The sequence below is a fragment of the Roseivirga pacifica genome (genome assembly GCF_900111145.1).
GTDB lineage: Bacteria > Bacteroidota > Bacteroidia > Cytophagales > Cyclobacteriaceae > Roseivirga > Roseivirga pacifica.
In genome coordinates, this window is the sequence record NZ_FOIR01000001.1 from 7,501 (window position 1) to 32,885 (window position 25,385).

The 25,385-nt window shown below is 41.9% G+C and carries 26 protein-coding genes and 1 tRNA gene (1 of these 27 running past the window's edge); 15 read left to right on the top strand and 12 right to left on the bottom strand.

Annotation, left to right across the window (positions count from 1 at the left end):
- The 3 genes in view from BMW98_RS00035 to BMW98_RS00045 are tightly spaced (at most 40 nt apart) and all read right to left on the bottom strand, a layout consistent with a single transcriptional unit that may run on beyond the window.
- Window positions 1-139: the start of an STAS domain-containing protein gene (locus BMW98_RS00035; RefSeq protein ID WP_090256322.1), read on the bottom strand. The gene continues 206 nt to the left of window position 1, outside the view; only the first 139 of its 345 coding nucleotides appear in the window; its start codon is at window positions 137-139; the stop codon falls past the left edge of the window.
- Between the two features lie 5 nt (window positions 140-144).
- Complete coding sequence (locus tag BMW98_RS00040; protein WP_090256323.1) at window positions 145-597, bottom strand: Fur family transcriptional regulator; 453 nt, start codon at window positions 595-597, stop codon at window positions 145-147.
- Between the two features lie 40 nt (window positions 598-637).
- Complete coding sequence (locus BMW98_RS00045) at window positions 638-2,857, bottom strand: RelA/SpoT family protein (RefSeq protein ID WP_090256324.1); 2,220 nt, start codon at window positions 2,855-2,857, stop codon at window positions 638-640.
- A 108-nt stretch (window positions 2,858-2,965) separates the two neighbouring features.
- Here BMW98_RS00045 and BMW98_RS00050 point away from each other — a divergent pair.
- The 4 genes from BMW98_RS00050 to clpX all read left to right on the top strand — a co-directional run bounded on the left by BMW98_RS00050 (window position 2,966) and on the right by clpX (window position 6,422).
- Window positions 2,966-3,047: transfer RNA gene (locus BMW98_RS00050), tRNA-Leu, on the top strand.
- A 65-nt stretch (window positions 3,048-3,112) separates the two neighbouring features.
- Entirely contained in the window at window positions 3,113-4,438 is a 1,326-nt protein-coding gene (gene tig, locus BMW98_RS00055) for a trigger factor (protein WP_090256325.1), read from the top strand.
- 84 nt (window positions 4,439-4,522) lie between these two features.
- Window positions 4,523-5,191, top strand: a complete 669-nt coding sequence (locus tag BMW98_RS00060) for a ClpP family protease (RefSeq protein WP_090256326.1) — start codon at window positions 4,523-4,525, stop codon at window positions 5,189-5,191.
- 4 nt (window positions 5,192-5,195) lie between these two features.
- Entirely contained in the window at window positions 5,196-6,422 is a 1,227-nt protein-coding gene (gene clpX, locus BMW98_RS00065) for an ATP-dependent Clp protease ATP-binding subunit ClpX (RefSeq protein ID WP_090256327.1), read from the top strand.
- Between the two features lie 60 nt (window positions 6,423-6,482).
- On the opposite strand, the gene BMW98_RS00070 is transcribed toward clpX, so the two are convergent.
- A complete protein-coding gene (locus BMW98_RS00070; protein WP_090256328.1) occupies window positions 6,483-6,899 on the bottom strand; it encodes a 6-pyruvoyl trahydropterin synthase family protein in 417 nt (138 codons plus the stop codon).
- Between the two features lie 69 nt (window positions 6,900-6,968).
- Here BMW98_RS00070 and rfaD point away from each other — a divergent pair, with 69 nt between their 5' ends.
- The gene (gene rfaD, locus BMW98_RS00075) at window positions 6,969-7,934 is read left to right on the top strand and encodes an ADP-glyceromanno-heptose 6-epimerase (protein ID WP_090256329.1); all 966 of its coding nucleotides are present in this window, start codon (window positions 6,969-6,971) and stop codon (window positions 7,932-7,934) included.
- A 22-nt stretch (window positions 7,935-7,956) separates the two neighbouring features.
- Here rfaD and BMW98_RS00080 read toward each other — a convergent pair whose 3' ends face one another.
- From BMW98_RS00080 to lpdA, 3 genes are read right to left on the bottom strand one after another with little or no spacing between them, the layout of a single operon-like run.
- Window positions 7,957-8,763 carry an anti-sigma factor gene (locus tag BMW98_RS00080; protein WP_090256330.1) on the bottom strand — a complete coding sequence of 269 codons (807 nt, stop codon included), beginning with the start codon at window positions 8,761-8,763 and terminating at the stop codon, window positions 7,957-7,959.
- A gap of 1 nt (window position 8,764) precedes the next feature.
- On the bottom strand, window positions 8,765-9,268 hold the full coding sequence (locus BMW98_RS00085; RefSeq protein WP_245733437.1) for an RNA polymerase sigma factor: 504 nt from the start codon (window positions 9,266-9,268) through the stop codon (window positions 8,765-8,767).
- 55 nt (window positions 9,269-9,323) lie between these two features.
- Entirely contained in the window at window positions 9,324-10,718 is a 1,395-nt protein-coding gene (gene lpdA, locus BMW98_RS00090) for a dihydrolipoyl dehydrogenase (protein ID WP_090256332.1), read from the bottom strand.
- A 165-nt stretch (window positions 10,719-10,883) separates the two neighbouring features.
- On the opposite strand from lpdA, the gene fabG reads away from it, so the two are divergent.
- The 4 genes from fabG to BMW98_RS00110 all read left to right on the top strand — a co-directional run bounded on the left by fabG (window position 10,884) and on the right by BMW98_RS00110 (window position 15,140).
- A complete protein-coding gene (gene fabG / locus BMW98_RS00095) occupies window positions 10,884-11,630 on the top strand; it encodes a 3-oxoacyl-[acyl-carrier-protein] reductase (RefSeq protein ID WP_090256333.1) in 747 nt (248 codons plus the stop codon).
- A 107-nt stretch (window positions 11,631-11,737) separates the two neighbouring features.
- Window positions 11,738-13,825, top strand: a complete 2,088-nt coding sequence (locus tag BMW98_RS00100; protein WP_090256334.1) for a vWA domain-containing protein — start codon at window positions 11,738-11,740, stop codon at window positions 13,823-13,825.
- 51 nt (window positions 13,826-13,876) lie between these two features.
- Window positions 13,877-14,689 carry a tetratricopeptide repeat protein gene (locus BMW98_RS00105; RefSeq protein WP_090256335.1) on the top strand — a complete coding sequence of 271 codons (813 nt, stop codon included), beginning with the start codon at window positions 13,877-13,879 and terminating at the stop codon, window positions 14,687-14,689.
- A gap of 40 nt (window positions 14,690-14,729) precedes the next feature.
- Complete coding sequence (locus BMW98_RS00110; RefSeq protein ID WP_090256336.1) at window positions 14,730-15,140, top strand: DoxX family protein; 411 nt, start codon at window positions 14,730-14,732, stop codon at window positions 15,138-15,140.
- Here BMW98_RS00110 and BMW98_RS00115 read toward each other — a convergent pair.
- Together BMW98_RS00115 and BMW98_RS00120 are read right to left on the bottom strand one after the other, a co-directional pair.
- On the bottom strand, window positions 15,137-15,832 hold the full coding sequence (locus tag BMW98_RS00115) for a hypothetical protein (RefSeq protein ID WP_090256337.1): 696 nt from the start codon (window positions 15,830-15,832) through the stop codon (window positions 15,137-15,139). The two genes, BMW98_RS00110 and BMW98_RS00115, sit on opposite strands and share 4 nt — an antisense overlap.
- Before the next feature lie 65 nt (window positions 15,833-15,897).
- On the bottom strand, window positions 15,898-16,350 hold the full coding sequence (locus BMW98_RS00120; protein WP_090256338.1) for an Lrp/AsnC family transcriptional regulator: 453 nt from the start codon (window positions 16,348-16,350) through the stop codon (window positions 15,898-15,900).
- 139 nt (window positions 16,351-16,489) lie between these two features.
- Here BMW98_RS00120 and BMW98_RS00125 point away from each other — a divergent pair, with 139 nt between their 5' ends.
- Window positions 16,490-17,743 carry a cystathionine gamma-synthase family protein gene (locus BMW98_RS00125; protein WP_420820071.1) on the top strand — a complete coding sequence of 418 codons (1,254 nt, stop codon included), beginning with the start codon at window positions 16,490-16,492 and terminating at the stop codon, window positions 17,741-17,743.
- Between the two features lie 38 nt (window positions 17,744-17,781).
- Here BMW98_RS00125 and BMW98_RS00130 read toward each other — a convergent pair whose 3' ends face one another.
- Entirely contained in the window at window positions 17,782-18,699 is a 918-nt protein-coding gene (locus BMW98_RS00130) for an alpha/beta hydrolase (protein WP_222843587.1), read from the bottom strand.
- Between the two features lie 145 nt (window positions 18,700-18,844).
- Between BMW98_RS00130 and BMW98_RS00135 the strand changes: the two genes are divergently transcribed.
- The 4 genes from BMW98_RS00135 (at window position 18,845) to BMW98_RS00150 (ending at window position 22,659) form a co-directional block, all read left to right on the top strand.
- Entirely contained in the window at window positions 18,845-19,180 is a 336-nt protein-coding gene (locus BMW98_RS00135) for a PadR family transcriptional regulator (RefSeq protein ID WP_090256341.1), read from the top strand.
- The gene (locus tag BMW98_RS00140; RefSeq protein ID WP_090256342.1) at window positions 19,167-21,743 is read left to right on the top strand and encodes an ABC transporter permease; all 2,577 of its coding nucleotides are present in this window, start codon (window positions 19,167-19,169) and stop codon (window positions 21,741-21,743) included. Before BMW98_RS00135 ends, BMW98_RS00140 begins: the two co-directional genes overlap by 14 nt.
- A gap of 198 nt (window positions 21,744-21,941) precedes the next feature.
- A complete protein-coding gene (locus BMW98_RS00145) occupies window positions 21,942-22,313 on the top strand; it encodes a hypothetical protein (protein ID WP_090256343.1) in 372 nt (123 codons plus the stop codon).
- Between the two features lie 52 nt (window positions 22,314-22,365).
- Entirely contained in the window at window positions 22,366-22,659 is a 294-nt protein-coding gene (locus tag BMW98_RS00150; protein WP_090256344.1) for a hypothetical protein, read from the top strand.
- Here the strand turns inward: BMW98_RS00150 and BMW98_RS00155 are convergent.
- On the bottom strand, window positions 22,656-23,495 hold the full coding sequence (locus BMW98_RS00155) for an aminotransferase class IV (protein WP_090256345.1): 840 nt from the start codon (window positions 23,493-23,495) through the stop codon (window positions 22,656-22,658). The genes BMW98_RS00150 and BMW98_RS00155 overlap by 4 nt on opposite strands.
- A 41-nt stretch (window positions 23,496-23,536) precedes the next feature.
- On the opposite strand from BMW98_RS00155, the gene BMW98_RS00160 reads away from it, so the two are divergent.
- Complete coding sequence (locus BMW98_RS00160) at window positions 23,537-24,334, top strand: J domain-containing protein (protein WP_090256346.1); 798 nt, start codon at window positions 23,537-23,539, stop codon at window positions 24,332-24,334.
- Here BMW98_RS00160 and thiL read toward each other — a convergent pair.
- Window positions 24,320-25,360: a thiamine-phosphate kinase gene (thiL, locus tag BMW98_RS00165; protein WP_090256347.1), complete on the bottom strand. Its 1,041-nt coding sequence runs from the start codon at window positions 25,358-25,360 to the stop codon at window positions 24,320-24,322. The genes BMW98_RS00160 and thiL overlap by 15 nt on opposite strands.
- Window positions 25,361-25,385: the final 25 nt, after the last annotated feature.

A 25,385-nucleotide genomic window follows, 5' to 3' on the forward strand; every position in this document is an offset into this window, starting at 1 on the left:
CAATAGCACACAAAAGCACACCTTTATCTATGGCATTGGTGGCAGCTTCTAATAGGCTAGCACCAACATCCTCCCCAATTAAATTTCCATCTAAGGAAAGCGTAAGTATTCCTTCTGTTACTGTCGACTTGAATTCCATAGGGGTTACTTTGAGGACTCGCCCTTCTTTTTTGCAAAGAAGTAAAGTGTGTGGTGCATAATTTCTATATCGAACATCTCTTCCAAAGTGTTTTTTATATTCTGAATCCGAGGGTCACAGAATTCTTTTACTTCGGAAGAGTCGACCATAAGAATGTGGTCGTGTTGTTTAAAGCCGTATGACTTTTCGTATTGTGCGATGTTTTTACCAAACTGGTGCTTGGTAACCAAATCGCATTCCACTAATAGATCGAGTGTATTATATACTGTTGCACGAGAAACACGATAGTTTTTGTTCTTCATGCTGATGTAGAGCGATTCTACATCAAAATGACCATCGCGTGTGTAGATCTCCTCTAAGATCGCAAAGCGTTCGGGGGTTTTCCTCAGCGCCTTGTTTTCCAAATAAGCCGTGAAAATCTTTTTTACTTCCTCAAAAACACCTGCGTTTAGTGGCATGCTCAATCAATTAGGTTGCAAATATAATACTTTGTTGATACTAAGAGTCATCGCGAGATTCAAAGCGTGTAACACGCATTACCCCGGTTACCTTTTCGAGCTGCGCTATGAGCTCATCAAGGTGCTTAGTATTGTTAATGTACAACTTAATCTGACCGTCAAAAATTCCCGTTTCGGTATCAATACTAATAGACTGCATATTCACCTTAAGCTCATTAGATATAATGCTGGTAACATCGCGCATTAAACCTACTCTATCGGTACCAATAATTCTAAGGCCAGCCAAAAATGCATTCTGTTGTTTTGAAAGCCATTTAGCCTTTACAATACGATTACCATGATTAGAAAGTAACTCCGGTGCATTTGGACAAGTAGTTCGGTGAATTTTTATTCCTTCATTAATGGTTACAAAGCCAAAAACATCATCGCCAGGAATTGGATTGCAGCAACGGGCGTACCGATAATCAATCACATCCATATTCTCTCCAATGAGCAGAATATCCTTTCCTGTCTCCTTAATTTTACTAAAGTCATCAGAAAAAGCTGTGCTGTTAGCTGCTGGTTTTACGGTTTTACTCTTTTTGGTTTTGAAGTCTTTGTACTTCTTAATCTCTGTTGAATCGATTACACCTTTACCTACCTTGTAATAAAAGTCTGTAACCGTTTTCTCCTCGAAGAAAGCACGCAGTTGATTTGCCACATCGCTATCGAAAGGCACCTTCATTTGTTTTAGCTTTCGCTGCACAATTTCCTTTCCATCGGCAGCCGCCTGCTTTTTAGCTTCTTTGAGTGTGTCTTTAATTTTCGACTTGGCCTTAGATGTAACCACCAAGCGCAACCAATCTTCATTTGGTTTTTGTTTGTTGGAAGTTAAAATCTCTACCTGATCGCCATTTCTTAATTTATAATTGAGAGGAACCAGCCTATTATTCACTTTGGCGCCTAAGCACTTTGCTCCTACCTCTGTATGTATATCAAATGCAAAGTCTAAAGAAGTCGCTCCTACGGGCAAAATCTTCAAATCGCCTTTTGGCGTAAATACAAAAACCTCTTCATTAAATAGATTAGCGCGGAAGTCATCCACAAACTCTATGGCCGTAGTGTCGTTTTGCTCCAGCATATCCCGCACTTTCTGGATCCAAACCTCTAGGCCCGACTCTTGCGTTGGAGTCATTCCATCCTTGTATTTCCAGTGAGCTGCATAGCCTTTCTCCGCAATATCGTCCATACGCTTGGTACGGATTTGCACCTCTACCCATTTCCCCTTCCGGCTCATTACGGTAGTATGCAACGATTCGTAACCATTGGCCTTTGGTGTACTCACCCAATCTCTTAGCCTATCGGGGTTTGGCGTATAGAAATCGGTCACTATAGAATAAACTTGCCAGCAAGCCGCCTTTTCATGGTCGTAGTCTGTATCAATAATTATTCTTACTGCGAACAAATCGTAAACCTGTTCAAAAGGAATGTCCTGTTTGCGCATTTTATTCCATATAGAATAAATGGACTTTGGCCTGCCCTTTACCTCGTAACGTAAACCCGACTTATTGATTTCTTCTAAAATCGGATTCATGAAGCTCTTAATAAAGCGGGCTCGCGAAGATTTACTCTCGGCAATTTTAGCAACAATATCAGCGTAGGTTTCTGGCTCCGTATACTTCAACCACAAATCCTCCAATTCAGATTTAATGGCATACAAACCCAAACGGTGCGCAAGTGGCGCATACAAATAAATTGTTTCCGAAATAATTTTAAGCTGCTTGTGCCGAGGCATCGAACCGAGGGTTCGCATGTTGTGCAGTCTATCAGCTAGCTTAATCAATATTACCCTTACATCGTCTGACAGGGTAAGGAGCATTTTTCGAAAGTTTTCAGCCTGTTGCGAACTACCATGTTCGAACACACCAGAGATCTTGGTAAGCCCATCTATAATTTTGGCCACCTTGGGACCAAAATCTTGTTCAATTTCCTCAAGCTCGATTTCGGTATCTTCCACAACATCATGCAAAAGGGCTGCTACTATTGATGTTGTACCGAGTCCGATTTCATCAACACAAATTTCGGCAACAGCTATAGGATGGTAGATATATGGTTCGCCCGACTTTCTACGCATTTCTTTATGCGCTTCGAGCGAGGTGTTAAATGCCTTTTTTATTTGTTTGGCATCATCACCTTTAAGGAAGGGTTTGGCTTTTCTGAGCAGTTTCCGATACCTCCTAATGATCTCTTTTCTTTCTTCTTCTAAATCGACTGCTATCATTTCTTAAAATTAGGTAGAAATTTTTTCAAGTTTCAGAAAAATTTCTTGCAAAGTGTATTGTTTAGAAAACTTATTCATATACCTTTGCAGTCCATTTCAAACACATGAGCGGATGTGGCGAAATTGGTAGACGCACTAGACTTAGGATCTAGCGCCTCCGGGCATGGGGGTTCGAGTCCCTCCATCCGCACAAATTGAACCCTCAGTCGTAAGATATGAGGGTTTTTATTTATGTCATCATAAACAGTTAGTAAAGTGGATATCACGTTAGACAAAAAAGATTCGAATGTCGCTTCAATTAAAATTAAATTAAACGAAGCTGATTATCAATCGAAAGTAGACGAAAAAATCAAGGATTACAGCAAGAAGGCGCAAATCAAAGGATTTCGTCCGGGCAAAGTCCCTACAGGTGTAATCAAAAAAATGTACGGCAAGTCTATCTTGGTTGAAGAAATCAACCACTTGGTAGGTCACAAGCTTCAGGACTACATTAGAGATAACGAATTGAAGATTCTAGGTGAGCCAATCCCTGACCAACAGAGCTTCGAGAATATTGACTGGGAAAACGCAAAGGAATTTGAGTTTGACTACAATATTGGCTTGGTAGACGACTTCAAAGTTGATCTTTCGAAAAAAGTTAAAGTAACTAACTACAACATTGAAGCTGACCAAAAAGTATTGGACGAAACTTTAGATAACGTTCGTACGCAATTTGGAGAAATGACAAACCCAGAAGTTAGCGAAGAAGGCGACATTATCTTTGGCGCATTTAAGCAAGGCGACTTCACTCACGATACTACTGTAGACTTAAACGACCTTAATAAAACCAATGCCAAGAAATTTATTGGCAAAAAGAAAGGTGACGAGATTAAGGTTGACCTATCTAAACTTTACAAAGAAGCTTCTAAGCAAGCAGCTCAATTAGGTAAAACTGAAGACGAGCTTGAAGGCCTAGACATGAACTTTGTTTTTGAAGTAAAGAATGTAAACCGAAGAGTACTTGCTGAAGTAAACCAAGCCCTTTTCGACAAAACATTTGGCGAAGGTGTAGTTTCTTCTGAAGAAGAATTCATGGCGAAAATCACTGATACTATTGGTGAAAACTATGCGCGTGAAACCAATGCTTGGTTGAACAAAACCATCCAGGATGAGCTAATCAAAAACACTGAAATTTCTCTTCCGGACGAATTCTTGAAAGAATGGTTAAAGCTTTCTGGCGAAGGCAAAGTAACTGATGCTGACATTGAGAAGGAATACGACATTTATGCTGACCAGCTTAGATGGAACCTTATCTCGAACGAAATTGCTAAGGAAAACGAAATTAAGCCTGAGCACGAAGACATTAAAGAGGCAACTCGCAAAATGATCGAAGCGCAGTTTATGGGCTCTGGCATGGGCCAGTTTGTTGATCAAATGGATGCATTTGTAGACAACTACCTACAAGGTGAAAATGGCCAGAACTACATGAAGATGGCAGAGCAGGTTCAAGTTGAAAAAGTACTTGAGTTTGTAAAAGAGAAAATCGAGATCAAATCTAAGAAAGTGAGCCTCGATAAATTCAAAGAAATCGTTGAGAACTAATCAACCATACAAGATGTTAAAAAGAAGTCCTTTGGCAGAAGGGCTTTTTTTTTAATTTTGTTAGGCTAAAGTTGTCAGAAACGAATGATTAATAAAGACGAATTCAGAAAATACGCTATTCACAATCAAGGAGTTAGCGGAACATCAGTAGACAAATACGCATCGTATATCGAAAACATGACGCGCTCGGTAATTGAAGAGCGTCCTACTCGATTTGCAGAGATTGATGTATTCTCAAGACTTATTATGGACCGTATCATCTTTTTAGGGATGGGGGTTGATGATAATATTGCGAACATCATTACAGCGCAGTTGTTGTTCTTAGAGTCGGTTGACCCGAACAGAGACATTGTAATGTACATTAACAGCCCAGGCGGGTCTGTTTACGCGGGTTTAGGCATGTACGACACCATGCATTTTGTTAAGCCAGATGTGGCTACAATTTGTACTGGTTTGGCAGCATCTATGGGCGCTGTACTACTTGCTGGCGGTGCTGAAAATAAAAGAAGTGCACTACAACACTCTAGAATCATGATCCACCAACCGATGAGTGGCATGCAGGGTCAGGCTTCTGATATGGAGATATCTTTGAAGCAGACGCTAGAAGTGAAAAAAGATTTGTATAATATACTATCGAAACATTCAGGACAAACCTATAATAAGATCGAAAAGGACAGTGATAGGGACTACTGGATGAGAGCTGAAGAAGCAAAAGCATACGGCCTTATTGACGAGGTCTTGATAAGAAAATAAAACTATGGCAGAGGTTACCTGTTCATTTTGCGGCCGAAATAAAAAGGATGTAGACCTGATGATATCAGGAATTCATGCGCATATCTGTAATCATTGTATTACACAGGCCAATCAAATTCTATCGGAAGAAATGAAAACTAAGACATCGGAAGATGCTCCTAAATTCAACTTGATAAAACCGATAGAAATGAAAAAGTATCTTGACCAATATGTAGTTGGGCAAGATGAAGCGAAAAAGGTAATCTCCGTTTCGGTTTACAATCACTACAAGCGTTTGATCCAAAAATCGACCGATGATGACATTGTGATTGAGAAATCGAACATCATTATGATTGGTGAGACAGGAACCGGTAAGACTTATATAGCACGTACGCTAGCTAAGATCTTGCAGGTTCCTTTCTGCATTGCCGATGCCACAGTACTTACCGAGGCAGGCTATGTGGGTGAAGATGTAGAAAGTATACTTACTCGCCTATTGCAGGCGGCCAATTACGATGTAGAGGCTGCAGAACGTGGCATTATCTACATTGACGAAATCGATAAAATTGCCCGCAAATCGGACAACCCATCCATTACACGTGACGTGAGTGGTGAAGGTGTTCAGCAGGCATTACTTAAACTATTGGAAGGCACATCTGTAAATGTTCCTCCACAAGGCGGAAGAAAGCACCCTGACCAGAAAATGATTTCTGTAAACACGCAGAACATTCTGTTTGTATGTGGTGGCGCTTTCGATGGCATTGCCAGAAACATTGCCAACCGACTGAACACACAACCACTAGGTTTTGCTGCAACCAAAGACACCGTAGAGGAAATTGACAGAGACAATCTGCACCAATACGTAAATGCTCAGGATTTGAAAAACTTCGGTTTGATTCCAGAACTAATTGGTCGTTTACCGGTTGTAACTCACCTAAACCCGCTTAACGCAGAAATTCTTAAGAGCATTCTTACCAAACCTAAAAATGCACTTACTAAGCAGTATCAAAAGCTTTTCGATATGGAAGACATAGAGCTGAGCTTTGAAGATGATGCGCTTCAGTACATTGTAGAAAAGGCCCTGGAGTTTAAGCTTGGTGCTCGTGGATTGAGATCGATTTGCGAAGCGATTATGACAGACGCAATGTTCGAGCTTCCATCTGATGCGAACACTAAGACCTTGAGCATAGATTACAACTATGCGAAAGAGAAATTCGAGAAATCGAAGTTTAAGAAGCTGAAGGTGGCGTAGACCAGAAAGACTTAAAATGAAAGACGGATAGATTCATTTCTCTCCGTCTTTTTTTATGCCTTACCCAAAATACTCTACGTAGTTTCGTGGGGTTTCGTAAAGCTTAAGCGAGTGTAGTTCGCCAGTTTCTGATATTTTTTTGATTTTAGGCGCTAAGATTTTCCATATCTCCATCACCAAAATCTCACAGCTTGCCATTTTCCCTTCAAGGAAGTCAACATCCATGTTCAGGTTTTTGTGGTCAAGCTTATCGATTACCTCTCTGCGGATTAGTGTAGAAAGTTGCTTGAGGTCAATAACGAACCCAGTTTCAGGGTTTGGTTCCCCTTTTACAGTAGTTATAAGCTCGAAATTATGCCCATGCCAGTTGGCATTTGCACAAGGCCCGAACACCTCTACATTCTTCTCCAAGCTCCAATTCGGGTTATACAATTTATGAGCAGCGTTAAAATGCTCTTTTCGACTTACATAGACCATAACTGACCTTAAATTTGGGTGCAAATATAATGGCTAAATCTTTAACTTTGGCATTCAACAAAGAACATCATGATAGTAGTAACAGGTGCAGCAGGATTTATAGGAAGTTGTTTGGTAAGCAAGCTGAACGATGAAGGCTACAAAGACATAGTGGTTGTTGATCATTTCGACAACGAAGAGAAAAATAAAAACCTAGTTGGCAAGTCGATTAAGGAAAGAGTAGACCGCGACAACTTTATCGATTGGCTTGACGAGGTGCAGGACAAGGTGGAGTTTATCTTTCATTTAGGCGCTAGAACAAATACCGCAGAGTTTGATGCGGAATTGCTAGCCAAGCTTAATACCGACTACACCAAAGCGGTATGGCAAAAATGTATTGCTTATCAGATTCCATTGGTGTACGCCTCTTCGGCTGCTACTTATGGTTTAGGTGAATATGGCTATGTGGATGATCATAGCAAGATTGAGCACCTTATCCCGCTTAACCCTTATGGAGACTCAAAGAATGAATTTGACAAGTGGGCGCTAAAGCAGGAAGAAACACCTTTCTTCTGGGCGGGTCTCAAATTCTTTAATGTTTACGGACCAAACGAATACCACAAAGGCAGAATGGCTTCGGTAATTATGCACGCTTTTAACCAAATAAAAGCAACTGATGGCATGAAGCTCTTCAGGTCGCACAACCCTGAGTTTAAAGATGGCGAGCAAATGCGCGACTTTGTATATGTAAAGGATGTGGTGAATGTTTGCATGTTTTTAATGAACCACAGAAAAGACTCCGCGATTTATAACCTTGGAAGTGGTAAGGCGAGAACTTTCCTAGACCTAGTTCGTGCTACATTCAAAGCCATGGATAAAGAAGAACAAATCTCTTTTATTGATACTCCGGCCGATATCAGAGACAAGTATCAGTACTTTACTGAAGCCGACATGAGCAAGCTAAAATCGATTGGTTACGAGACTCCTTTTACCTCATTGGAAGAAGGTGTAACTGATTATGTAAAGAATTACCTGATTGAAGGAAAGTATTACTAAGACAAGTTTTGTGGGGTAGTGATTACCCCACATTTCCAGCTACTTGCATAGCCTCTAATGTAGGATTTACGCTACCACCTTTTGGCTCGATGGTCACTGCAAATGTTGCGGCATTGGCAACAGATTTCATTTTCAGCAGGCCTTTAACATCAAAATCGAATACCCCCATATCCACAGGCTTTCCATCAACAATAGCCCATAGCTGGTATTGTTGCTCTTCGCTTAGCTGTTTCAGGTTTTGAATGCTTAAGAAGGCCTCTTCGGTTTTTGCATTCCAGTATATACTAGCTGTATAATTATCACCCTCATTAACAGCCCCCATGTTTACACGCTGGAAGTCGCTATTGCCTATTATCTCAATATCATCCTCAAGCTGCTCAAGTTTTTGGTTTACCTGATTGTACTGGCTTGCCATTAACTCATTATTGGCTTGCAGTTGAGCAAAGGCATTTTGAGCACTTTGCCATTTAGTATGATAATCGTACGCAAGGAAAGATGCGATAGCCGCCAAAGCAATTGAAGCCGCAGCTACATAAGCCCAAACACTGGTTTTAGGCTGCATGGCCACTACTTTTGTTTCAGCAGTTGCACCGGCAGGCGCTTCCTTGTCTTCAATTTGGGAAAGTATTGAGGCTCCTAAATCTGAAGGTGGAGTAATTGCTGTCTCTAAAGCCAAAGCTTCAAGCCCTTCTTCAATGGCATTTAACTCAGCTCTCAGTTCAGGATATTGTGCAAGCATATCCTCCACTCCTCTTCTTTCTTCAGAAGAGAGTCCATCGAGCGCGTAAGCCTCTAGAATTCCGGACGATATGTACTCTTTAATATCCAATTTACTTTCTTACTCTTTTTCTTAAATGCGATAAGGCCGACCGTAGTCGAGACTTTACTGTACCCAAAGGTATATCACACTCTTTAGAAATTTCTGAGTGAGTATATCCTTCAAAATAAATCTTTTGGACAATAAAGCGCTGTTCTTCCACGAGGTCTCCCATCAACTCCTTCACACCGATGCCATCGACTGACATTTCTGCACTGTTTTGCTGGTCGATCGTATATACGTTGTCTTCTACCGAATCGGTTTTACCAGACTTCTTAATTTCTTTCGATCGGATTTTGTCGATTGCAGCGTTGCGGGTCAAATTGAGCATCCAAGTGAATAGGCGCCCTTTTTTGGAGTCGTACGATGGTATTTTATTCCAGATTTTCAGGAAAACATCCTGAATAACTTCACTGGTTACATCATCGTTTTTAATAATGCGTTGCGCTACACCATATAAAGCGGCACCATACTTATTGTATAAATAAGCAAGTGCTTCCTTGTCTTGGCCTTTCAACCGTAGTACAAGGTCTTTCTCTTCGATATGGTTTAGCGCAACACTAATAATCTTCTTATAAGTGAATCACTTCGTCATAAGCGGCTGCTGCTGCTTCCATCACGGCCTCAGACATTGTTGGGTGAGGGTGAACCGTCTTAATGATTTCGTGACCAGTAGTTTCTAATTTTCTTGCTGCTACAACTTCGGCAATCATTTCAGTAACATTCGCACCAATCATGTGAGCACCTAACCACTCGCCATATTTAGCGTCAAAAATCACCTTTACAAAACCGTCTGATGCACCACCAGCTTTTGCCTTACCAGATGCAGAGAATGGGAATTTACCCACTTTGATCTCATATCCAGCTTCTTTAGCTGCTTTTTCGGTATAACCTACTGAAGCAATTTCTGGCGAGCAGTAAGTACAACCTGGGATATTTCCGTAGTCTAGTGGCTCTGTATGCTCACCAGCAATTTTCTCTACACAAATAATACCTTCGGCTGAAGCAACGTGTGCCAATGCTGGGCCGTGAACGATGTCACCAATAGCATAAACACCCGGAATATTGGTTTTGTAATAGTCGTCAACAATTACTTTTCCTTTGTCAGTAGCAACACCAACATCTTCCAAACCAATTCCTTCCAAATTTGTTGTAACTCCAACTGCAGAAAGTACTACATCGCAGTTAATTACTTCTTCGCCCTTCTTGGTTTTAACAGTTACCTTGCACTCTTTTCCTTTAGTATCCACATTGGTTACTTCAGAGCTGGTCATCACTTTAATGCCCGATTTCTTGAAGCTTCTTTCCAACTGCTTAGATACATCGTCATCCTCAACAGGAACAATTTTGTCCATAAATTCAACCACAGTAACCTCTGTTCCGATTGAATTGTAGAAATAGGCAAACTCCACACCAATAGCACCAGAACCCACAACCACCATAGACTTAGGTTGTTTTTCCATTACCATGGCTTCGCGGTAGCCAATAATTTTCTTACCGTCAATAGGTAGGTTTGGCAACTCGCGAGAGCGACCACCAGTAGCAACAATAATATGATCTGCCGAGTAATCAGTTTTAGCACCGTCCTCAGTGGTTACCTCTACTTTTTTACCAGCCTTTAATTTTCCAAAACCAGAAATATGGTCGATTTTATTCTTTTTGAACAAGAACTGAATACCCTTGCTCATTCCTTGGGCAACATCCCGGCTACGCTTTACCATCCCGTCAAAATCTACAGAAGCGTTATCGATGTTCACACCATAATCGCTGGCATGCTTTACGTATTCAAATACTTGTGCACTTTTTAAAAGTGCTTTGGTAGGAATACAGCCCCAGTTAAGGCAAATTCCACCCAATTCAGAACGCTCTACAACGCCTACTTTCATACCTAATTGCGAAGCTCTAATTGCAGCTACATATCCGCCAGGTCCACTTCCAATGACTATTAAATCGTATTTTGTTGCCATATCAATCTTTAGTTTTAATCCGTTTAGGGTGTGGCAAAGTTAATCCAAATCCCTTCTTAAAAAAACAGCGAAATTGGAGGAGTTAATCCTTTTGGTTTTATTTGAATGTTCAATAGAGAACGAATCTTTATTGAGGATTTGAATTAATAGTTAACAGATACATTTATGGGTTTATTAGAAGGAAAAACTGCCCTAATTACCGGTGCTTCTAAAGGAATCGGAAAAGCCATTGCCACCAAATTTGCACAAGAAGGTGCCAATGTGGCTTTCACCTACCTTTCGAGCGTAGAAAAAGGCCAAGCATTAGAAGGCGAACTTGCTGCATTTGGCACAAAAGTAAAAGGTTACAGATCTAACGCTGCCGAATTTGCTGCAGCCGAAGAACTGGTAAACGGTATTGTAAGCGAGTTTGGCTCGCTAGACATTATTGTGAACAATGCAGGAATTACCCGCGACAACCTTTTGATGCGTATGACTGAGGAAATGTGGGATGAGGTAATCAACGTAAACCTAAAATCTTGCTTTAACACTGTAAAAGCGGCTACCAGAACAATGATGAAGCAGCGTGCTGGTTCTATCATTAACATTACTTCTGTAGTAGGCATTAAAGGAAATGCCGGCCAAGCGAACTACTCTGCTTCTAAAGCAGGTATTATCGGTTTTACTAAATCGGTAGCCCTCGAGCTTGGTTCAAGAGGTGTGCGATCTAATGCAGTAGCCCCAGGTTTTATTGAAACAGAAATGACTGACGTATTGGACGAAAAAACTGTTCAGGGTTGGAGAGACGCCATTCCTTTGAAAAGAGGTGGTAACCCAGAAGATGTAGCGAACGCCTGCGTTTTCCTTGGCTCAGACATGTCGTCTTACGTAACAGGTCAAACCATAGTGGTTGATGGTGGAATGCTAACCTGATAGCACCATTCATCAAATCAATTTGAAAAAACGAATCGGTTAATGGCTATTTTTCGTTGTAATGCGTTAATATGTCGTTAACCGATTCATTTATAGACTAAGCCCAATTGAACACCTCGATTGCCGCACTTTCCAAACTCACCTTACAAACGGACTTTTCGCCATGGTTTATATTGCTATGCCTGGTGCTGGGTACTGGCTATGCTTACTTACTCTACAGCAAAAAGGCTCCTTGGTCAAAACAAGTTAACTACACTTTAGCAGCCTTGCGCTTTCTGGTGGTCTCGCTATTGGCATTCTTTCTTTTAGCACCATTATTTAACCAAATAAGCTATACCGATGAGGCGCCAATCTTAATTCTAGGTGTTGATGATTCTGCATCTATTCCTGCAGCTTACGATTCGGCAGATTTCGAAGTACTGAAAGAGGAAATTGCTGATGCTGCACAACGGCTAGGCAACTCCAATCTTTCCGTAAGGGTAAAAGGTCTTTCTGGCTATGCCGATAACTTCGAAGAACTTACTTTCAATGAACAATCGAGCAACCTCCACCAGATATTGCGCGAAGTTCAGCAAGACTTTGAGCAACAGAACCTGGTTGGTACTGTGCTCATAAGTGACGGTATTCATAATTACGGTAGCTCGCCACAGTTTCTCACCTTAGATTACCCCGTTTATGCATTGGGGATTGGCGATACTATTCCTGCTCAAGACCTGAGTATTAAAGGGCTTTATTACAACAAAGTGGTTTATCAAGGCAAACGCTTTCCGCTTAATGTTGATGTGTTTAACAATGGCTTTGTAGGCGAATCGGTTAAAGTTGAAGTACTGAAAGGAAATCAGATTGTAGATTCTGAAACTATTCAACTTCAAGGAGATCAACAGATCAATAGTGCATCATTTATACTGGATGCTGAAGATTTAGGAATTGAAAGTTACACGGTTAGGCTGGTTCCGAAGGCCAATGAAAACAGTACGGCAAATAACGTTCGCAGGGCATTTATTGAAACTGTACATAGTCAGCAAAAAATATTAATTGCCGCAGCCTCTCCTCATCCCGACATTAAGGCTTTGCGCACAGTAATTGAAAGCAAAGAAGGCACTGAAGTTGCTCTTTGGATAGAAGGCTTTGAGGCCGACTTCCCAGAGGGACCATTCGATTTGGTTATTTATCATCAGCTGCCCGGATTCAACGATTTACCAGCACAAATCGGCCACTGGATTGACGACACCAATACACTTTTCATAACTGGAAGCGGTGAATTAAGTGGAGTAAACAGGGCGAACAAAACACTTATTTACCAGAGTTTCGGACAGACCGATAACGTAAGTGCGGCATTAAACACGGGCTTCGACCTTTTTGAAATGGATGAAGATCTGCTGAGAAGGTTTTCCAATTACCCTCCAATAAAAGCACCCTATGGTGCCTTTGAGCTAAAAGAGAATGCCAACATCATGCTTTATCAGCGGGTGGGCAGTCTTACTACAACACGCCCTTTGCTTACACACTGGAGTGATGAAGAAAGAAAGTCTGCCACTTTCTCGGGTGCTGGCCTTTGGGAATGGAAGCTACAAGAAGCCGCCATTTATGGAGACTCAAAACTCTTTGATGAGCTCTTTGGCAAGCTGATTCAGTACTTGGCCACAACAGACGATAAACGAAACTTTAGAGTTACGCCTGTTTCGGAAACGTTTTTTGACAACGAGCCCGCTGAATTCGAAACAGAGGTTTACAATCAGCTTTTTGAGAAAGTGTACGACTACAACATTGACCTTACCTTAACGGATGCTGAGGGCACTTCTGAAGAGTATAATTATGTAAACACGCCTGGCACCAATTTTCAGATTAACGGATTAACCACTGGAGTTTATAGGTACTCAGCCCAAGTAAGTTTGAACGGAAAAAGTGAAACTGCCGAAGGTAGTTTTGCAATAGAAACCATGGCACTTGAGGACATTGACCTTACCGCCAACCATCAGTTACTGCGCAATATTGCCAATAATTCAGGCGGGCAATTTTTCAATGAGCAATCGCTAGACGAACTGGTAGCAACCATTTTGGCAGTTGATGCCAAGCCTATCTCCCGCTCTTCGGAGCGACTCAACCCTTTGATTAACAATCAAATCTGGTTAGTACTGCTACTCATACTGCTATCAGCCGAATGGTTTCTGCGTAAATACAACGGGAGCTACTAATTTTTTAGGTGAAAGTATTTCAAATAAACTAATTAATTAGTTTATTTGATTATGCGTCAATACTCAATAACACTCATCAGTACCTTAAGCATTCTGCTGTTTTCTTGCGATATGTCCAATGTAAGAGAAGAAGCCAACGATTATTTTCAGGAAGGAAACTACACCGCGGCTGTAGCCAGCTACAATCGGGTAATTAAAATGGAGCCGGACGACAATTACTCCATATTTAATAGGGCCACGGCCTTAGAGAATATTGAAGAGTATGATGCCGCTTACGATGATTACACGCGACTAATCAGTTTAAAATGGCATTCTTTAAAGGCCCTAATGGGGCGCGCCAGATGCAACTTTGAATTAGAAAATTATGCTGGAGCTGTAATGGACCTAAAACTTCTAATTGAAAACGAACCCGATAATATGGTAGCGCTTGAACTTAGAGGCCGTGCTTACATGAAAATGGGTAAAAGCTGGAATGCTATTCACGACCTAGACAAAGTGTTAAAGGTTGACCCAAACAATTTACACGCGCTAATCACCAGAGGTGCCGCACTTGCCCGAGGGGGACTAGGGCCTGCTGCCATTAAAGATTTTGATAGGGCGATATCCATAAACCCAAATCTTCCGGTGGCTCGCTTTAATAAAGGCATGGTTTTCTTCGTTCACGAGCACTTTTCTGCTGCCATCGATAGCTTTGACAAAGCCATAGACCTTAATGAAGATTATGCCGAAGCTTATACCCGCAGAGGCATGGCCAAAATGAATTACAAAGGCTATTCGCTTAAAGACTCGTGCGATGATTTTAAGAAGGGCGCTAAACTAAATGACCCGCTCGGTGCCGAATATGTAAGCGAGTATTGCAATTAAAATTTCTGCATACGTTTTTAGTATAACTAAACTAAAAACGATGCTCAAAAAACTACTCCATACAGGGAAACACGCCACATCCATCAATTTCGGCCTCCTGCTACTACGCGTGGGTGCCAGCGTAATGATGATGGTACACGGCTTTCCTAAATTCCAAAAAGTACTTAATGGTGAATTTCAATTTGGCGACCCATTAGGCATAGGCGTTGAAGCCTCACTTATTCTTGCTGCCTTTGCAGAATTCATATGTTCCATTCTGCTTATTCTAGGCTTAACCACTCGTTTTGCACTGGTTCCGCTAATGGTTACCATGTTGGTAGCATGGCAAATAGCACATGGTGACGATCCATTCAGCACGCAAGAAAAGTCTATATTTTACCTGCTTACATATGTGACCCTGTTTATTACCGGACCAGGTAAATATTCGCTAGACCAAAAGCTTTTCAACTAATTCTCGAGCTGGGCATTAATCATGGCCAGCACCAAACGAATGTCTTCAAGGACCTCCTCATAGGAGGCCTTTGTACTTACCTTGTACGATTCTCCAAACTGTACCAAGTGGCTAAACTGATCTGATTGTGCTGCTTTAACAAAAGCTTTTCTGGTAGCAGCATCGGCAATCGTGTAATTCAGGTTCTTCTCAAAGGGAAAATGCTCCTCCACAAATGGAATAAGGTTTTGCCTTACATGCTCTCCATCAATTTCGCTCCACAGCGTTACTATTTCAAAACCATTTTCATACAAACCCACAATTTCAGTTGCCAACGAATCATTGGTGATTAAGTGAGATGTTCCTGTGCTCCTCATCTGCTGATAGGTAATATCATTCGAATCGAAAGGTGCATAGGTAAGCTGAGAAAGGGCAAAAATCACAAGCGAATCGGTATACACACCTTGCTCACTTAGCAAAAGTTTCTCAGCAAACTCAATCTGCTTTTCGAGCACCTTTATACTTGAGCTAAGCCGCAGGCTATCTACTTCCAGATTTTTACTGAAACTCTTAAGCATCTCGTCTTCCTGCCGCTGCTCCTGATTGCCAAGCCGATATTCATTGAGCGCGAAAGATGCAGTAATACCGATTATTAGAATGAGTAACTCTGCAAAGAAGTAGCGGAGCTTTCCGAATCTGCTTTCCTTTTTCATTTTACGATTATAAACTGCCAATTAATCTAGTGAAAATACGCTAAACTATGTTTTGGCAGCTCAAGCTAAAAAGGTAGAACATTGGTTTTTTTAATCTCTGACATCACAAACGAGCTCTGAACATTCCCAATATTGTCTAGCTCGGCCAGCTTTTGCGAAACAAAATCACGATAGGCCTCCATGTTTTTAATAGCCACTTTGAGCAAGTAATCGAAACGACCTCCGATATGATAGCACTCTGTTACCTCTTCAAGCGCCATCACGTCCCGCTCAAACTGCTCAATAAACTCCTTCTGATGGTCCTTGAGCGACACACTGCAAAATACCTCAAGCCCCAAATCTACCTTGTGCCTATTTACAATGGCCGAATAGCGAGAGATAAACCCTTCCCGCTCCAACTTTTTAATACGCTCGTGCACGGGTGTTATCGTAAGCCCCAATTTAGCAGCAAGCTCCTTATTCGTAAGCTTGGCATTCTCTTGTAGTAACCTGAGCAATTCCCTATCTACTTTATCCATAAAGATTATTTTTCTACTTCGTCTCGAAGCAACAACTCAATTTGAAAATATTTTCTACCAAAACTACTACCAGTAGTTATAATTTTGGCACTATTGATAATTCAAGGATTATACATCTATTTCCGTAAAATCTATGGAAATGGAAAGAGATCAATATACCATGCAGCCTGAGAGTCTGATGATGTCTTACGGCTACAAACCAGCGCTTTCAGAAGGCGCCATAAAATGCCCAATATTTCAAACCAGCACATTTGTTTTTAAAACTGCCGAAGAAGGCAAGTCCTTTTTTGAAGTGGCTTATGGCTTACGCGAAAAAGGTGAAAACGAAGAACTAGGCCTAATCTATAGCCGGCTGAACAATCCCGATTTAGAAATTCTTGAAAACAGGCTAACACTTTGGGATAGGGCTGAAGACTGTGCGGTTTTTGAAAGCGGCATGTCGGCTATTACCACAGTTTTGTTGGGCTTTCTGAGCCCAGGTGATGTACTACTTTATAGCAAACCTGTTTATGGTGGAACAAGCCACTTTATTGAGGAAATTCTGACTCGCTTTGGTATTAACATCATTGGTTTTGGCGCCAACGATACGGAAGCAGACATTCTACAACGAATAGAATCGAAAGGCTATGGCGACAAGTTGAAGATGGTTTATGTGGAAACTCCCGCCAACCCAACCAACGCTTTGATAGACCTTGTCATGTGCAAACGCCTGGCCGACAGTTTCTCAACGGAAGAAAAGCAAGTATTGGTTGCTGTAGACAACACTTACATGGGGCCTTTATGGCAACACCCTCTAAAACATGGCGCAGACTTAGTGCTCTATTCCGCAACAAAATACATTGGTGGCCACAGCGATGTAATTGCAGGAGCTTGCTTAGGCTCAAAAGCCTTGATAGGCGAGGTAAAAGCCATGCGAACCTTTTTGGGTAATATGGCTGGCCCATGGACAGGCTGGTTGCTTATGCGAAGCTTAGAGACCCTAAAAGCCAGAATGGATCTGCAACAACAAAACGCTCAAAAAGTAGCCGACTATTTGCTCAATCACCCAAAGGTGGCCAAAGTACATTACCTAGGCCACTTGAAAAGCGGTGAACAAAAGCGCATTTTCGATCAACAATGCGAAGGCACCGGAGCCATGGTATCTTTCGATATTGTCGGTGGAGAAAAAGAGGCTTTCAAGTTTTTGAACAGCCTTAAGTTAATGAAGCTAGCCGTAAGCCTAGGTAGTACTGAATCCCTTGCCGAACACCCTGCCTCTATGACACACGCTGGCGTGCCTGTAGCCGACAGGGCCGAATGTGGCATTGCAGACTCACTAGTTAGGCTTTCTATTGGTGTAGAAAATACTGACGACCTGATTTGGGATATTGAACAAGCACTTGATAAAGCATAAAAGCTTCGGCCGAGTGAGTTAATTACTGCTTACTCGGCTTAGTTTTTCAAACCGTTAATCCACTCAGCCAACAAACTTGGCCATTGTGCTAAAGAAGGGTTACCCGTACCCAGCCCAAAACCGTGACCACCTGCAGGAAAAATGTGCATTTCTACAGGTACACCATTATCCTTTAGTGCCTGATAAAACACCAAACTGTTTTCTACTTTAACAGCCCCATCATCGGTGGCGTGTAGCAAAAAGGTTGGTGGTGTTTGCGCATTCACGTGCAATTCATTTGAAAACATATCTGTCAACTGCTTATCCGCAGCCTTGCCAATTAAATTGTCATGAGATCCTTGGTGAGTTAAGCCCGCTTTCATGCTGATTACAGGGTACATCAACATAAGAAAATCTGGCCTAGCACTTTCTTTCTCCACTGCATCATCCATAAACGGAAGCCGCTTGTTATAGTGGGTTCCAAGCGTAGAAGCCAAATGCCCACCGGCTGAAAAACCCATTACGCCAATACTGTTTTTATCAACTTTAAATTCGGCCGCCCGGGCTCTAATTATTCTAATGGCACGTTGCGCATCCTGCAGCGGCACCCACTCCTTGTTTTCAACAGACTTTGACAAGGGCACCCTGTACTTCAATACGAAAGCAGCAACACCTATTGAATTGAAGTACTTAGCTACATCTGTTCCTTCCCAATCGTAGGCTAGGCCAGCATAACCACCACCTGGCATTATCAGCACTGCCGCGCCACTATTCTTTCTGTTAGGTGGTAAAAACACTTCTATCTCCGGCTTTTGAATCTTAGTAATCCACAGAATATCCTCGTTTGTAAACTCTTCTTTCTCATCAGAATCTACCCTATTCGGAATCTTGTCTGGCCAAAGTGGAATCTTCTTTTGGGCCATAACGGACACTGAATAGATCAACAGAGAACTCATTAAAAATAGGCGTGCTAGCATAGTACGGTTATTTGCAGCTCAATTTAATGGTTTTGGTCACAACTTCGTTTCGGTACAGTTTTCTTACAGTTCATTCAAACTATTTTGATTTTTTAAACATCTGTTAATTATATTCGGAAGAATATTTTAAACAAAAGTTAATTAAATGAGCGATTATTCACTAGGTACACTGGAAGAAACCATCCTCATTATTGTATTAATGAAGGAAGAAAGCTACGGGGTGGAAATAGCCAAAGTCTACGAATCGCATGTAGGCCAAAGTATTTCGTTGCCAGCCATCCATGTGGTACTTAAGCGGCTAGAGAAAAAAGGATTGGTAAAGTCTGCTTTTGGCGAACCGACTCCCGAGCGTGGTGGAAAACGCAAAAAATTCTATCAAGGAACACCCATCGGCTATAAGGTAGCCAAAGAAATGCAAGAGCGTAGGTCCAAAATGTGGTCGTTCGTGCCAAACCCAAGTACCAACTATGGGCTCATATAAACAGCCACCATATTGGGCATTAAAGGTGCTACAGAAAGTTTGCCCTCCTGACCTGATTGAAGAGGTGGAAGGTGACTTGTTTGAAGCATACCAATGGCGTAGCCAAGAAAAAGGTCAGGCTTACGCCAAAAGGCAATACATATGGGAAGTAATGCGCTGCCTCCGCTACTTCAGAATCAAGATCAAAACTCAAAATTCAGATATCATGTTAATTCAGAACTATTTAAAAACCGGGTTCCGATTTCTCTGGAAAACCAAAGGTTACTCCATCCTCAACATACTTGGGCTGGCACTGGGCATTGCCATTTGTTGGATGTCGTACATATTTGTTAGCGATGAGTATTCGTACGACTCGTTCTACACCAATGCCGACCAAACTTACCGCATTAAAGCATTTATGAGCCGAGGCGATGCCAGCAAAGCTTTTGCCGGCTCATCCTACATTATGGGTGAAGAGTTTCCGGCTCAAATACCTCAAATTGAATACGCCTCGCGCTACAAAAGCGGCTACTTTTTGGCCAAAGTTGGTCAAGAATACATAAACCAAACCACACACTATGCCGACAAGGGTTTCTTTGAAATGTTCGATGTGAGCTTTCTCATTGGCACGGCAAGCGACTTCTCCAATCCCAGCAACATAGTACTATCCGAATCGGCAGCCCTAAGATTCAACATCCCCCTCGATTTAAGTGAAAACATTGTTACCCTTGTTGGTGGTGGCGAAGAAATCAGTTTTCAAGTAACTGGCATTTATGAAGACTTCCCTACCAATACCTCCATTCGCCCCGAGTTCTTAATGCCCTTTAGCTATTGGGCAGAAAACAACCAAAGCCGGACCACCATCTGGTTCGATATTAACATGAACACATTCTTTACACTGGCAGAAGGCACCAGCATTGAGACCATAAGCACAAAAATGACAGAGGTACTTCTGGCCAACGATGATTTTGAAAATACCGAAGTAGCTATGGGGCTACAACCTTTAACCGAAATTCACCTAGACCCGAACCTGGGAACAGGCAACGGAATAAATGCCCGTGGCGATAACGAATTGATCGTTATTTCAATGGTTATTGGTTTGTTCTGCCTACTAATTGCATGTGTGAATTACGCCAACTTTGCAGTGGGCAATTATTTAGTTCGTATAAGGGAGGTTTCCGTTAGAAAGGTGTTCGGTGCCGAAAAGTCTGCCGTGTTCAAACAGTTCATTACAGAAGCTTTCATTTCAGCATTTATATCACTGGTATTATCTGTTGCGCTTCTTTATTTGCTGTTACCAGGTTTTTCTGAATACGCCAACAAGAGTTATGAATTCAGCTCGGTATTTAACCTTAATACCATTTTAGGTGGGGTGGTCATACTGATTACTGCTACGCTACTGGCTGGCATTTATCCCGCCTTGTTACTCTCTCGATTCAAAACGGTTAATGGCTTAAAGGGCAAATCGAAGCTGGGCGGAAGAAACTACCTCTCTCGTGGGCTTGTCACCTTGCAGTTTTGTATTGCCGTTTTTCTAATCACCGGTCTGCTTACGCTCAATAAGCAACTCGACTATCTTTTAAAGTATGACATTGGCTACGAGGGAGAAAACCTGATAAGTGTTTTTCGCCCCATGAATGATCCTCAAATACACGCCACTTTTAAAAATGAGCTGCTGAGTATTTCGGGGATTGAGTCTGTATCCATCGCATCTGGATTTAACGGCACCGACTATGTGCAAGATGATGGAGAGCGCGTGCAAGTAAGGCATGCCAAGATTGATGAAGACTATATTTCAACAATGGGCATGACGCTAGTTGCGGGCAGAAACTTCGATCCAGAAATTGCACTTGACTACACCAAAGCTTGCATAGTAAATGAGGCTTTTGTGAAAGACCGCGGACTCGACAACCCAATAGGGACACAGATCAACTTCAATTACGGTGAATTTGAGAAACCCACAATTATTGGGGTAGTAAAGAACTTCAACTTCCAATCTTTACATTTGCCAGTGGAGCCGCTGGTATTGTATATGGGTGGTTATTTAAATCCATACGACACGCAGATCAAAGCTGCCGACATTAATCAAGAGCTGATAGCTGCTATTGAAGATGTGCATCGAGAATTTTTCTCACCCTACCCGTTAAGCTACACTTTTGCCGAAGATGATATTGCTGCGCAATACGAATTGGAGTCGAACATTCAGCGTATAACGCAAGGCGGTTCTATCATTGCCATTGTCCTTTCGTGCATTGGGCTAATGGGATTTGTAGGAACCCAAATTCGTCAAAAACTGAAAGAAGTAAGTATAAGAAAAGTGATTGGTGCGGAAAGCAGAGAAATACTAACCATGTTTCTGAAAAAGTATTTTGCACTACTAGGCATAGGTGTTGTAATTGGCTTGGCAGCAGCATTTTATTTACTTCAAAACTGGCTAAGTAATTACCCTCAACATGTGAGTATAGGAGCTGGTATAATTATCACTTCCGTTTTAATTACGCTAGCAGTAGCCGCTATTACCATATACTCTCAACTCCATCGGGCAATGGGCCTAAACCCGGTAAAGTATCTTAAAGAGGAGTAGCTTTTAAACGCTAGCCAGCTCCACTTTTAGCGAATGGGGCTGGTTAGCATTACTAACCAGTTCAATAGTCAGACATTCAAGGGAATGAGCTATAATGTTGTGCTTGTTCTTCGAGTTCGGTAGCCCCTAGCCTTATTACTTTCCAACTTCGGCTCCCCATCACTTCTCAACTTCAACACAGGCTATTATCTTTGCAGCATGCAGAACGATCCGGAGTTAAATCAGAATGGTAAATACTTGGGCACTATTACAAAAGACTTTGTGGTAGTTGCCGACACTTTGAAAGAAGCGGCATATCAGGTGAAAAAGCGCGGATTTTCTGAATTTCCAATTTTCCCGATTGCCAAAACCGAGATACCAATCGGCCAAAAGCTTATTGGTAAGGAAGACATGGCCGTTAACTGGAACTACTACATCACCTATGTTGATGAATTTGTGCAACGCCAGTTAATCGAAAACGAGGAAGCATTCAAACAAGCCTATAAAAACCCTGATGAGTTTTGTTGTTTATTTGTGGTTGAACCAGATTTTACAAACTTTCTTTTTGTTCCCTACCCCGAAGAGGAATAACCAAATGACTTCTCAATCGTTTTCATTATACTTATATGTATAACGGAAACCTATGGGGACAATAATGGAAGAAAACAAGGCGCTTGTTCGTAGCCTTTTGAACAAGTTGGTGGAGATTGGCCACAACGTAACGTGGAAGATCAACAACACCTATACGGACGGGCTCCACAATACCATACTGGAGATTCGGATTTACGAAGACCAACTTCAAACAGGCCGAATTGCCTTTCAGCTAGAAAGCGGCCAAGTACTGAACTACCGCTACAAAGCACTCGAAAAACGGATTCCTATTAAAATTATGGATATGCTCTTAGATGTAATTGGCTACGAAATGCAAGCTGCTTAAGCCTCTACAGACACAAACTCCTCAATATACGCTTCAAAAAGGCTGAGTATTTTAAGCGTTTTCATCCCCGGTTTTCCATTGCCAATTACCGTATCGCCCACTTTCACTATTGGCACCACTTTTTTGGTTGTGCTGGTAATAAATACCTCCTCCGCATTTAACAGTTCTACCAGAGAGAACTCCCTCACTACTACTTCGAAATCATTTTTTACTGCCCGAATTACGTTTCGCTGAGTAACACCTTGCAGCACATTCTCCTTGTTAGTAATTAGCTGACCATTGAGGATGATGAAAACACTGCTTCTAGAAACTTCGGAAACCATACCCTCTTTATGATACAATACATCCAAATGTCCGGCCGCCTTCCATTGTTGTTGCAATGCCACAGCCCGCACATAATAGGTTGACTTTACCAGTGGGAAATCACGCTGATACTCATGAAGCATCAGGCTAGCCCCTTGTTCATAAAGCTCCTTTCCAAAATCTTGAAAAGGGTTATTTTGAATAAGTAAAGTAGGAGCACCAGGAGAAAAACCATCGGCAGACACCCCACCACTCAGCATTACTTTTATGCTGCTGTAATCAAAGCCATTTATTTCAACCAATTTTAAGATTGCCGTTTTCAGCTCATCTCTACTAAGCGGAATTGGCAGCCCAATGGCTGCAGCAGATTTTTCAAGCCTATCTAAGTGGTCTTCCCAAAAAATGGGCGTTTTGCCCTTCACTTTAAAAAACTCGAAAACCGCATAGCCGCGCGTAAAGCCAACATCGTTAGGCGAAATGGATATTTCACTTTTTTTCAGGTACTGCCCGTTGAAATAATGTATAGCTTCCATAGTTTTATAAAGGATTCAGTCTGGCCTCTTGACTCAAATATATGTCGAAAGATTATTATGCCATCTTAGGAGTAGAAAAAAGTGCCAGCACTGAGGAAATTCGGCTGGCGTACAGGCAAAAAGCCAAACACCTGCACCCCGATGTAAATTCTGCTAACGATGCGCAAGACCGTTTCCAATCGCTGAACGAGGCTTACATTACGCTTTCCGACCCGCAAAAAAGGAGCCTTTACGACAACCCTCGTTCGACCCAAAAGGAAATCAATCTAACGGATGAAGAGCTAGAAGAAATTTTAAGAAGAAGGGCGCAACAGCACCAACACTTTGAATTTGGCTACGAACCACGAAACCGCTACGCACCTACCGACTACAAAGCCAATGAGCGAGGCGCTTGGCAAATAAACCTCGCCATGCTGCTGCTCTCACTCACCTTTTTAGTCGACATGGTGATATTTATTGATTTTGGCAGTACCACCGTGCTAGCAACAGAAGAGCGGGTTGAATATCCATACAGAGGTGATCCCATTTATTGGACCATCATTCAAACAGACCAAGTGGTGTTTAGGAAACATAGTACTCCCGATTTACCAAAACCTGGAGAAACAATAGACCTAAAAAAGAGCTTGGTTTATGGCAACCTAAAATACAAAAACAACACGACAGGCAAACTGGATAGAACCGCATCTATCCCTATCGTTACTTACCTATTCTCATTTGTGGTTTTTATTGCCGCAGCCTTAGGTGTTTCTAGGTTGCTAAACCCAGAACAGCGATTTAATGCAGCAATTATTAGTGCTTTTTTCAGCCTAATATTAATCGGAACCTTATTTCTGCCCTAGGTGATCCCAGCCTTGCGCTTTTAGGGGCACTTGGTTACCGTTTTTGGTAATAAGTACGTTACCCACCTGCTCTTTATGCATATATCCAATAAAATGAATATCAGGGTGAGTATCTAACTTAGCATGATCTTCTTGCTTAATGGTAAAGAGTAATTCGTAGTCTTCTCCGCCATTTAGGACTGCGGTAATCGGGTCTAAATTGAATTCAACAGCAGTGTCGTAAGTCTGTTTATCAATTGGCAATTTGTCTTCATAAATGGCCACATTCAACCCAGAGTTTCTTGAAATATGCATGCACTCAGAAGCGAGTCCATCTGAAATATCGATCATTGAAGTTGGTACAACATCCTTTTCGTTCAACTCATGAATAATATCCATTCGAGCAGCGGGCTTTAGCTGGCGCTGTACTATGTATTTATACTTATCAAGTTGTGGCTGCATATTTGGGTTGGCCAAAAAAGTCTGCTTTTCGCGCTCCAGCACCTGAAGGCCCAGAAAGGCAGCACCCAAATCGCCCGTAGCACAAAGAATATCTTTTTCTTTGGCACCTTTTCGGTACGCGACTTTCTCTTTGGCTACTTTGCCATAAACGGAGATAGAAATAACCAAACCGCTATGCGAGGTAGTAGTATCTCCGCCCACAATATCCACCTGATAGTCCTTGGCAGCAGCTTTCATTCCTTTGTAAATGGCCTCAACAGCCTCAATAGAAAAGCGATTACTTAAGCCCAACGAAACGGTGATTTGCTCTGGCTTGCCATTCATGGCGGCAATATCCGATACATTCACTGCAATGGACTTGTAGCCCAAATGTTGCAATGGCACATAGGAAAGATCGAAGTGAACGCCTTCCAAAAGCATATCGGAAGACAGAAGCCCGAAATTGTCATCATCAGCACTGATTACAGCCGCATCATCGCCAATTCCTAGCTGCGAACTTTCGTTCACCAACTCCAACCCTTCGGACAATTTATCGATTAGCCCAAACTCTCCTAACGATGATAATTCTGTTCTTTGCTCTGCCATAGTTTGTAATTCTGGCTGCAAAGAT

Coding starts and splice junctions, on each gene's coding strand:
- BMW98_RS00105 (WP_090256335.1), top strand. CDS start 13,877: ATGCGTCAATACTCAATAACACTCATCAGTACCTTAAGCATTCTGCTG.
- fabG (WP_090256333.1), top strand. CDS start 10,884: ATGGGTTTATTAGAAGGAAAAACTGCCCTAATTACCGGTGCTTCTAAA.
- BMW98_RS00120 (WP_090256338.1), bottom strand. CDS start 16,350: ATGGATAAAGTAGATAGGGAATTGCTCAGGTTACTACAAGAGAATGCC.
- BMW98_RS00135 (WP_090256341.1), top strand. CDS start 18,845: ATGAGCGATTATTCACTAGGTACACTGGAAGAAACCATCCTCATTATT.
- BMW98_RS00125 (WP_420820071.1), top strand. CDS start 16,490: ATGGAAAGAGATCAATATACCATGCAGCCTGAGAGTCTGATGATGTCT.
- BMW98_RS00160 (WP_090256346.1), top strand. CDS start 23,537: ATGTCGAAAGATTATTATGCCATCTTAGGAGTAGAAAAAAGTGCCAGC.
- BMW98_RS00145 (WP_090256343.1), top strand. CDS start 21,942: ATGCAGAACGATCCGGAGTTAAATCAGAATGGTAAATACTTGGGCACT.
- BMW98_RS00115 (WP_090256337.1), bottom strand. CDS start 15,832: ATGAAAAAGGAAAGCAGATTCGGAAAGCTCCGCTACTTCTTTGCAGAG.
- BMW98_RS00140 (WP_090256342.1), top strand. CDS start 19,167: ATGGGCTCATATAAACAGCCACCATATTGGGCATTAAAGGTGCTACAG.
- thiL (WP_090256347.1), bottom strand. CDS start 25,360: ATGGCAGAGCAAAGAACAGAATTATCATCGTTAGGAGAGTTTGGGCTA.
- BMW98_RS00150 (WP_090256344.1), top strand. CDS start 22,366: ATGGGGACAATAATGGAAGAAAACAAGGCGCTTGTTCGTAGCCTTTTG.
- BMW98_RS00155 (WP_090256345.1), bottom strand. CDS start 23,495: ATGGAAGCTATACATTATTTCAACGGGCAGTACCTGAAAAAAAGTGAA.
- rfaD (WP_090256329.1), top strand. CDS start 6,969: ATGATAGTAGTAACAGGTGCAGCAGGATTTATAGGAAGTTGTTTGGTA.
- BMW98_RS00110 (WP_090256336.1), top strand. CDS start 14,730: ATGCTCAAAAAACTACTCCATACAGGGAAACACGCCACATCCATCAAT.
- BMW98_RS00070 (WP_090256328.1), bottom strand. CDS start 6,899: ATGGTCTATGTAAGTCGAAAAGAGCATTTTAACGCTGCTCATAAATTG.
- BMW98_RS00060 (WP_090256326.1), top strand. CDS start 4,523: ATGATTAATAAAGACGAATTCAGAAAATACGCTATTCACAATCAAGGA.
- lpdA (WP_090256332.1), bottom strand. CDS start 10,718: ATGGCAACAAAATACGATTTAATAGTCATTGGAAGTGGACCTGGCGGA.
- BMW98_RS00045 (WP_090256324.1), bottom strand. CDS start 2,857: ATGATAGCAGTCGATTTAGAAGAAGAAAGAAAAGAGATCATTAGGAGG.
- clpX (WP_090256327.1), top strand. CDS start 5,196: ATGGCAGAGGTTACCTGTTCATTTTGCGGCCGAAATAAAAAGGATGTA.
- BMW98_RS00130 (WP_222843587.1), bottom strand. CDS start 18,699: ATGCTAGCACGCCTATTTTTAATGAGTTCTCTGTTGATCTATTCAGTG.
- BMW98_RS00040 (WP_090256323.1), bottom strand. CDS start 597: ATGCCACTAAACGCAGGTGTTTTTGAGGAAGTAAAAAAGATTTTCACG.